Genomic DNA, 7,954 nt, shown 5'->3' with positions numbered 1-7,954 from the left:
TAAATCGACGAATTTGCCTGAGGCTCATTTCTGAAGAAAATATTTTTGTAAGAAGGATAGAAAGGAAAGAGCGGTTCCTGGCAAATTTTATAAGGTTGCTGCATAAAGCCTACCGGAAGGTGAGGCAGGTATAGCACAAAGGCTTCGCCATCATTAGATTATCTCATTGGTTTTATCTCATTTACTTCCTGAATCAAAAACCAATATTCAAAGAGGCTTTTTTCTTTTTCACTATAATTTTCGAATTTATTCGATATAATTTTCCAGAAATATTCATTATGTTTTCTTTCAATTAAATGGACCATTTCATGAAAAATCACATATTCCACCATATCTTCAGGTAAATATTTCAAAATAATATTGATTGTAAGATTCTTTTTAGAACTGCAGCTTCCCCATTTGGATTTCATTTTCCTGTAATAGATATTATTAATTTTAATTTTTAATTCTTCAGAAATATTTTCAACAAAGGACTGTATTAACTGCTTGAATTCCTTATCAGTTCTTTTTAGTTCAAGCCTTTTTTTCCGTGCTTCCTCTAATGCCGCTACAATCTCGGCATTTCGCCTGTGTATCCATTTTTTATGTTTTTCTATTATGTTGCTTTGATTTTCATAGTTTTTGGGTAAAACAAGGAGTAATTCACCTGTTTTGAATTCTAATCTCGGATATTTTATATTCCGGTAGACTACTTCATAGCTAATAGTTGAATCACTGATTCGAACCTGGTTTCCCATAGTTTTCCACATTTTCCATTAAATTTTGATATAAATTATCAAGCTCGTCGATCTTCAAACCATATCTTTTAACATACCTGCGTACGAAACGGCGGACTTCCCTTTCAACAGTTTTCCTTGCTGTTTGCTGTACCGCCCAATTGTTAAAAATATGGTCTCGTAATCTGTCAGAGAGCTCCCTGACATCTCTTATAAATTCGCTATCCTCGCCGAAGTTTTTCTCTAAATTCAGGAGCAAGGAGTATTCCATATCAGAAAAACCAAATTCCTTTTGCCTTTTAGAGAGTTTCTCAATTTTCTTAAATACTTCTGTCCCTTCGGAGTAAATTTTTTCAAAATCCTTGGTTTTTTCTTTCCAGAGTTTCAAAATCCTCTCTACTTTTTCGGTCAGGGATTCATAAACCGGATTTTTATGTTTTTCTACTAAAACCAATCTATTCAATGTAAATACGATGCTTGCAGCCTTTTCTTCTTTGCCCTTAACCTTTTCTTCCAGATCCTTGAGATAATTCTCATCGAAACTTATTGCGGGCAGGTCTTTGCGCAAATTTTCAAGTTCAGTTGTCCTGTGAACATACTTTAAGGTCTTATCGAAGTATCTCTGGACATACATCTCATGCCCAAGCTGATTTTGCAAAACACTATTCATATAAAACGTGTAGATACCCGAGACCCATTTATAATCAGAGAATCGTTCAACTTTGATTTCAGCGGGCCCTAAAAGCTCAAAAATCTTCCTCAGTTCTCTATAATCTTCCAGGAATCTCTTGCTGTTCTCTTCATCTGTTGTGAGAACTTCAATGGCTTTAAGCATGGTTTGCCTGTCATAGCTATCTTTAGGAATAGCAGAAAAGAGCGCAAGTAAGCCATCAAGGAGTATATTGAAGTCCTCCCTCAGGCTTTCCATCCCGGAGAGCGCACCTTTGATCTCCTCTTCGCTGTATATCTCAAAAGCTCGCTTAAATTCTTTTAATATCCCTATATAGTCTAATATTACTCCGGCTTCTTTTATTCCTTTATACGGCCTGTTCGTCCTTGCTATCGCCTGGAGAAGACGGTGTTCCTTTAGCGGCTTATCAAGGTACATGGTCTGAAGGACGGGCGCATCAAAACCTGTCAGTAACATATCTGTAACGATCAGAATCTTTGGATTTTCTTCTTCCTTGAATTTCTCTATGACTTCCTTGCGTATCTCATCCATTTCCTTCTCGCCGTATTGCGCCTTTGCCTCACTGATCCTGTTCTGTATGACCTGAGAGTCGCGCTTTTCATTGTAGGTCATGACGACTTCTGAATATTCTTTCGGCAACCACTTATCAAGATATAATTTATAATAGGCGCAAGCTTTCCTGCTAGCTGCAACCACCATAGCTTTGAATGTCCCGTCAGCATTTTCTTTAAAGTGCTCTGCGATATCTTTAGCAATCAACTCAATCCTTTTGGGGTTTTCAAGGAACATGTTTATGGCATTGAGCCGCTTCTTTACTCCCTCTTCCACTTTATCCCTTGTTTCATCGGGCAGCTCTTCGAATTCTAATTCAAGAAATGTTTCAAGCATATCTTTTTTCAGGTGAACTTCCTTCTCCAGCCTCGGTTGATAGACAAGTTTTACAGTGAAACCATCCCGGATTGAGTCTGTAATGAAGTACCTGTCAAGATATTTCTCTTCCGGCGGATAGCTGAATTCCAGATAGGTATCCTTTCCCCTTTTGGAGATGGGTGTTCCTGTCAGGGAAAAGAAGAAGGCATATTTGAGGATTTTTTTCATCTGACCGGCCATTGTTCCGTACTGGCTCCTGTGTCCTTCATCGATGAATGCTACCACGTTCTTTCTGGTCAGGATTGTTTCTTTTTGCTTTGAGAGTTCTTCCAGTTCTTTTTGCAATTCGCCCAGTTCTTCAACCCTGAATTTGTGTATCAGTGTTATCATTATGCCCCGCCTGCCTTTCCCCTCATCGTGTTTCAGAACCTTTCTTAATTCGTCGATGGAGCCGATGATTTCAGGCTTTACGATATCAAGCGAGTTAAACTCCGTGTAGAGCTGCTCTTCCAGTTCAATCCTGTCCACGATAAAAAAGATAGAGGGGTTTTCAAGGCTCTTCAGATGATAGAGTTTATGTGCTGCAAAAATCATGGTCAGCGTTTTGCCCGACCCCTGCCAGTGCCATATCAGCCCTTTATTCTTTTCATCCTCTCCTCTCAGGTTGGCAGATACCCTGTTCACGATTTTTCTGGCTGCCCTGTACTGCATGTACCTTGCGATGACCTTTGTGGCATTTCCCATCTCCACCCTGAAGAACATGAAATTGCGAATTATATCCAGCAATATGTCCTTTGAGAGCATCTCAATAGTGGAATCAATCGGGTCTTTTTCTTCTTCCTTCCACTGATTAACTTTAATCTCTTCCTGCCATGGGACAACAGGGAAATACATGGCGGTCTGCTCTGCAGCTACGCCTATCTGGACATACTTGTAAAGTTCAGGGACCGTTTTTTCATAATCCTTTATTTGTTTGTATGCATCGAACCAGTTCTCAGAAAAGCTTGCGGGATTCTTGCATTCGATCTCTGCAAGGGGGATTCCGTTGACATAAAGCATTATGTCCGTCCTTATGTCATCCCTGCCGTGATAGACCACCTGCCTGCTTACGATGAACTCGTTATTATCCACGTCATCAAAATCAAAGAGCCTGACATACTTCACCATCCGATCTTTTTCAAACTTTATAGGTACGCCGAACTTGAGATAATTGAGGATTTGCTTCAGTCCCTCATTCCCGGAGCCTTTAAGTTTAAGTTCATTCAGGACATGTTTTAATTCCTCATCCCCGATCCCTTTTTCTGCGTTCAGCCTCTTTATTGCCCTGACAAGATTGTTGAGAAGCAAAGGTTCGCTTAAGCTTTCTCGCTCAAGCTCGTTAGCAGGCACGAAGCGCCAGCCTTTTTTGGTAAGTTTTTCGAGGATATAATCTTCGACAAGGGATTTTTCAGTGAACTTTGGCATAAATATTATGACTTCTCCTTGCCCATGCAGCATTTCTTGTATTTTTTCCCTGAGCCGCAGGGACATGGTTCGTTTCTTCCGATCTTTTTCTTTTTGGGTTTGGCTTCAGCAGGCTCGATGTGTTTCTTCTCGGGTTTGGCGTAATGAAGATTATGGAGGTATTCAATTTCTTCCCTTGAGAAATGGTTTAGAGGGTCTTCTGTATACCTCTTAAATTCAGATTCATCGATATCATGATAAACACCATTTATTGTATCAATTATTTCTTCCTCGCGTATAACCATCTCATCAATTCTCCCCATTTCAAAAGCCCTGTGAATTTCAGGTATTACAGAAGGATCATGAAATGAAGTAAGATCATCTGCAACAAGACCTGCGAATGTGTCGTCTCCAGTGGATTTCAGCAATTCTATTAAATGCAGCTTGATGTCATTTTCATGCTGTGGAAATTTCTTAGCTAATACTTTGAGAGCAGTTGTTGCCGTTGATCTTGCAAAGGATTCCAGAGTTTCATCTTCAGTGAATTCCTTGAGCGATTCTATAGCATCTTCTCCGAATGCAACCAGCAGGCTTGATACATTTTCTGTCAGCCAATCGCTTAAATCATCCTCATGATACCTGATTATATCTAACAAAAGCTCAAGCGCTTCCCTGCTTTTTATAAGCGCAAGTATATGTATGGCATGGATGGGAGACCAGCCCTCTCCGGGGCCATCGCTTCGCCAGTGCATGCCATCCTGTATCATTTTCCTGAGGTAGAAGACCGCATCCTCTCTTTTTGCGATCTCAAGGGCGAGATTTCTGTTCACGTAGAGCTTGAGTTCTACCATCAGCTCGACCAGTTCTTTTGTTGACATTGCAGGGATTTTTGCCTTTAGCTTATCCCACTCCATTTCAGTCCGGCTTCTTATCAGATCAGATAAATCCTCATCTTTTCCTGCTGTCATTTTCACTCCTCTTTTATTGCTGTTCCCAGTTCATCATACAAATCGCAAAGCGTATCATAATGTCCCCATCCCGAATCCTCTGATTTCATTTTTCCTTCTATGAGCTTTAATCTCTTTTTCTACATCTTCTTCAGTTAAACCAAGAGCCTCAGCTTTTTGACGTAACGATTTCAATGTACCCTTTACCTCAGTATTCTTTCCAGTTTCCAAAATCTCTTTAATTTGAGCTTCAAAAGCTGGAATATCACCTGCTATGGTCTCCCAAACTATAGGATTGCTTACCCCAAAATATTCATGGATGAGCTTATCTCTCATGCCGGTTATTGCTTTCCAGTTGACTTCAGGATATTTCTCCTTAACATCATCTGGAATATTCTTGGCTGCTTCTCCTATTATTTCCAGGTTCCTGACCACTGCGTCTTGTGTCTTTTTATCCCGAATGAATTCCTCATAGCCCATGCCATGTGTATATTCCTTGATTTTGTCTATGGCTTCGAGTATATCCGCGAAAAAAAGATTGATATCTCTCTTTTTAGGCATAGACAGCCTCCTGCATTATGTGAGGTTTTATAAGAGGCTTTAAAGCATCTGGAGTTACAAGATCAACCTTTGCCCCAAGTTTCTCGCTCAGGTAATCCTCAAGCTCAATGAACTTAAAGAAACCCACTGGCGCCTCAAACTCAACAAGCATATCGATGTCGCTTGTTTCAGTTTGCTCTCCTCTTAAGTAAGAGCCGAATATGCCGATGCTTTTTACATTGAATTTTTCCTTGAGGGAGGGGAGTTCTTTTTTCAGGACTTTCAAGATTTCATCTTTGCTTTTCATAGTTTCACCCTTATCATTAACCACATTTTATCATAATATTATGGCTTTTTACCATACATTTCAATCCCATAAAGTCCTGAAATATCGACATTGTTCCATGATATCGATGGCTCGTCAGAAGGCCTGAAGCGCCAGCCATTATCGATGAGTTTTTCAATGATGTAATCCTCGACAAGGGATTTTTCAGTGAATTTATTAGATGATATCATTTAAGATCTGCCTTCGATCTTATGCCCTGAATTTTCCCATTGCCACTCGATTTTGTATAACCTAGTTCAGCAAGACCTGCCAGAATAAGCAAATCAGCTATGTGAGGAGCTGTCTTAGTATCTGTTATCTTTTTGGATTCCTTCTTTGCTTTTTCTTTGAGTATGCCTTCAAGTGAATTTTTTAGATAATACATAATCTCTTCGCTGGGCGGGACAAGCTGAAGTTTTCCTTCCTCCTGCAATCTATTGAAGAAATCCGATTTTTTCATAAAACGGCTCAGCTCCCTTGATTATTATATGCTTTTTTTCAATCTCTTTTATAAGCGGACTTGACCTGTCGTATTCCCCGATTTTCACGCTCAATCTTGAGTTAAGAAGCTCAAGCTCCTGTTTCAGGTTCCTATCTTTTGTTTCGATAAATACATCAATATCACTGTTCTTTGTCGCTGTGCCTCTTGCATAGCTTCCGAAAAGAACTGCAAGCCCGATTTCTTTGTTTTGCTGGATAATTTTTATTGTTTTTCTAAGTTCGGGGTATTTTTTCAATGTTTTGTTTAATTTGTACAATTCCGATATGAGCGCATAATTTCTTGCTTCCATGTTCTTTTTCATGAAATAGACCTTGTTCCTTCCATCCTTCCTGAATTCCAGAACATTTTCATTGACGAGTTCTTTCAGGTTTCTTATCGCCGTCATGTGGTTGATGTCAAGTCTTTTAGCCAGTGCTCTGGCATGTATCTCCTCGCCCAAAAGTATATTTAATATCTCACTGGCTATATTTAGTTCCATATGTAACAAATTTGTTCCATTAATTATATATGCTTTTCTTTTATTCTTTTCCTCCCCGTCAGCAGCTCATCCATCAGCCCCTTCTTCACCCTCTCCAGCTTCTCCTTCCTCCTGCGCTCAAGCTCAAGCTTCTTATCGACGGCGCTCAAAATCTCGGCGATGCGGCGTTGTTCGGGGAGAGGGGGGAGGGAGATTTTTATTTTCTTGATGTTTTGGGCGTTAATATTCTTGTTTGTAGCACCTTGCGTAATTTTTCTAAGTTCATTAGAAATAAAATTGGACTCAAAAAGTTTTCCAAAGTATAAATTATCAATCCGCAAATTATCGAAGCGGAATCGAATGATATAGGATCCAAAAATGCAAGGGATTGGCTCTTTAACTACCCCATATCTACCAATTGCTCCACTTCGTGCAATTAGAAAATCACCAACATCTACTTTAAATTGCTTAAATGTCCCATCATCAATTTTAATTTTAGGCATTGTTGCATACGATATCTCAGGATTTTGTAAATCAGTAATTCTCACTAAATTAATACCTTCTTCACTATAATTTTCTGCTGTATAGAAGCCCTGCTTATGCTCTTTTGTAATATTACCCACTTGTACGACCTCCCACTCCTCCGGCACCCTCCCGACCTCCGTTTCCTTAAACCTCTCATGCTCTATCCCTTTCGTCAGCAGCCTCTGCATCAACCCTTTTTTCAGGCGCTTCGTCTTCTCGATTGCGCCGCCCACCTTCTGGATGGCGTTGTCCACTGTGCCTAGGACTTCGGCGATGCGGCGCTGTTCGGGGAGAGGGGGGAGGGGGATTTCAATTTTGGCAACCTGCGATTGATTTAAAGCAGGGTACTGGCCACCCACCATCATTTTGTTGCACTGGTCTATTACATTTTTAGAGAAAAGGGTATAAAGCAAATAACAAGGCACAATTACATTTTTACAACTCAACACAGCGAAGCCAGTAGAGCAAATTTGATTATTGTACCCCCTTGGTACTAAAGCGAATGCTTTCAAGTATGGCCTTACCATTGACATTATTACATTATTTTGGTGTACAACTCTTCTTGCTCTTGAAGGGGCATCTTTCCCCAATAGTTCCTTTGCTGCTTTAATAACTCCAGTTCCGCCCTCAATAGACTCAATATCAATATAGAGGAATCTATCATTTAGTGTTTCTTTAGCTGGATCGCGAGACTCTTTATTAATTTCAACTACGTCCTCCAATCTCACAATCTTCCATCCCTCTGGAGCCTTGCCGATTTCCGTCATCCTCCCACCCTCCATACTCATCCCCCCGCGCCGCTCAACCGCGTATAAACGGCAGGCGCAGGAGCGGAAAAGGCGTTCAACCGCAAAGAGCGCAAAGATAACAACAAAATAGAAGTTAACAACGAACTGATACGAACTCGTACGAACTCTGGATGGCTTGAGTTCGTATCA

9 protein-coding genes are annotated in these 7,954 nt (G+C 40.3%); all 9 read right to left on the bottom strand.

Annotated elements, in window-relative coordinates:
• Positions 1 to 158 precede the first annotated feature (158 nt).
• Genes MNV_RS16275 through MNV_RS16240 form a run of 9 tightly spaced genes read right to left on the bottom strand, consistent with a single transcriptional unit; the run spans position 159 to position 7,798 of the window.
• Positions 159 to 737 (bottom strand): M48 metallopeptidase family protein, encoded by a 579-nt coding sequence (locus tag MNV_RS16275; RefSeq protein WP_218838054.1) that lies wholly within the window; start codon positions 735 to 737, stop codon positions 159 to 161.
• A complete protein-coding gene (locus tag MNV_RS16270; protein ID WP_096206996.1) occupies positions 712 to 3,741 on the bottom strand; it encodes a type I restriction endonuclease subunit R in 3,030 nt (1,009 codons plus the stop codon). The genes MNV_RS16275 and MNV_RS16270 overlap by 26 nt, the downstream gene beginning before the upstream one ends.
• Before the next feature lie 5 nt (positions 3,742 to 3,746).
• Positions 3,747 to 4,688 (bottom strand): DUF1186 domain-containing protein, encoded by a 942-nt coding sequence (locus tag MNV_RS20900; RefSeq protein WP_096206995.1) that lies wholly within the window; start codon positions 4,686 to 4,688, stop codon positions 3,747 to 3,749.
• Positions 4,689 to 4,742: 54 nt separating this feature from the next.
• On the bottom strand, positions 4,743 to 5,228 hold the full coding sequence (locus MNV_RS16260) for a HepT-like ribonuclease domain-containing protein (RefSeq protein ID WP_096206994.1): 486 nt from the start codon (positions 5,226 to 5,228) through the stop codon (positions 4,743 to 4,745).
• Positions 5,221 to 5,514 (bottom strand): nucleotidyltransferase family protein, encoded by a 294-nt coding sequence (locus tag MNV_RS16255; protein ID WP_096206993.1) that lies wholly within the window; start codon positions 5,512 to 5,514, stop codon positions 5,221 to 5,223. The genes MNV_RS16260 and MNV_RS16255 overlap by 8 nt, the downstream gene beginning before the upstream one ends.
• 38 nt (positions 5,515 to 5,552) lie before the next feature.
• Positions 5,553 to 5,723 carry a hypothetical protein gene (locus tag MNV_RS19900; RefSeq protein WP_179294039.1) on the bottom strand — a complete coding sequence of 57 codons (171 nt, stop codon included), beginning with the start codon at positions 5,721 to 5,723 and terminating at the stop codon, positions 5,553 to 5,555.
• Positions 5,720 to 5,992: a hypothetical protein gene (locus MNV_RS16250; protein ID WP_096206992.1), complete on the bottom strand. Its 273-nt coding sequence runs from the start codon at positions 5,990 to 5,992 to the stop codon at positions 5,720 to 5,722. The genes MNV_RS19900 and MNV_RS16250 overlap by 4 nt, the downstream gene beginning before the upstream one ends.
• Positions 5,967 to 6,512, bottom strand: a complete 546-nt coding sequence (locus MNV_RS16245; RefSeq protein WP_096206991.1) for a nucleotidyltransferase domain-containing protein — start codon at positions 6,510 to 6,512, stop codon at positions 5,967 to 5,969. The genes MNV_RS16250 and MNV_RS16245 overlap by 26 nt, the downstream gene beginning before the upstream one ends.
• A gap of 23 nt (positions 6,513 to 6,535) precedes the next feature.
• A complete protein-coding gene (locus tag MNV_RS16240; RefSeq protein ID WP_096206990.1) occupies positions 6,536 to 7,798 on the bottom strand; it encodes a restriction endonuclease subunit S in 1,263 nt (420 codons plus the stop codon).
• Positions 7,799 to 7,954: the final 156 nt, after the last annotated feature.

The organism is Candidatus Methanoperedens nitratireducens, assembly GCF_900196725.1.
In the GTDB taxonomy this organism is placed as follows: domain Archaea; phylum Halobacteriota; class Methanosarcinia; order Methanosarcinales; family Methanoperedenaceae; genus Methanoperedens; species Methanoperedens nitroreducens_A.
This window is presented reverse-complemented; position numbering and strand designations above follow the sequence as displayed.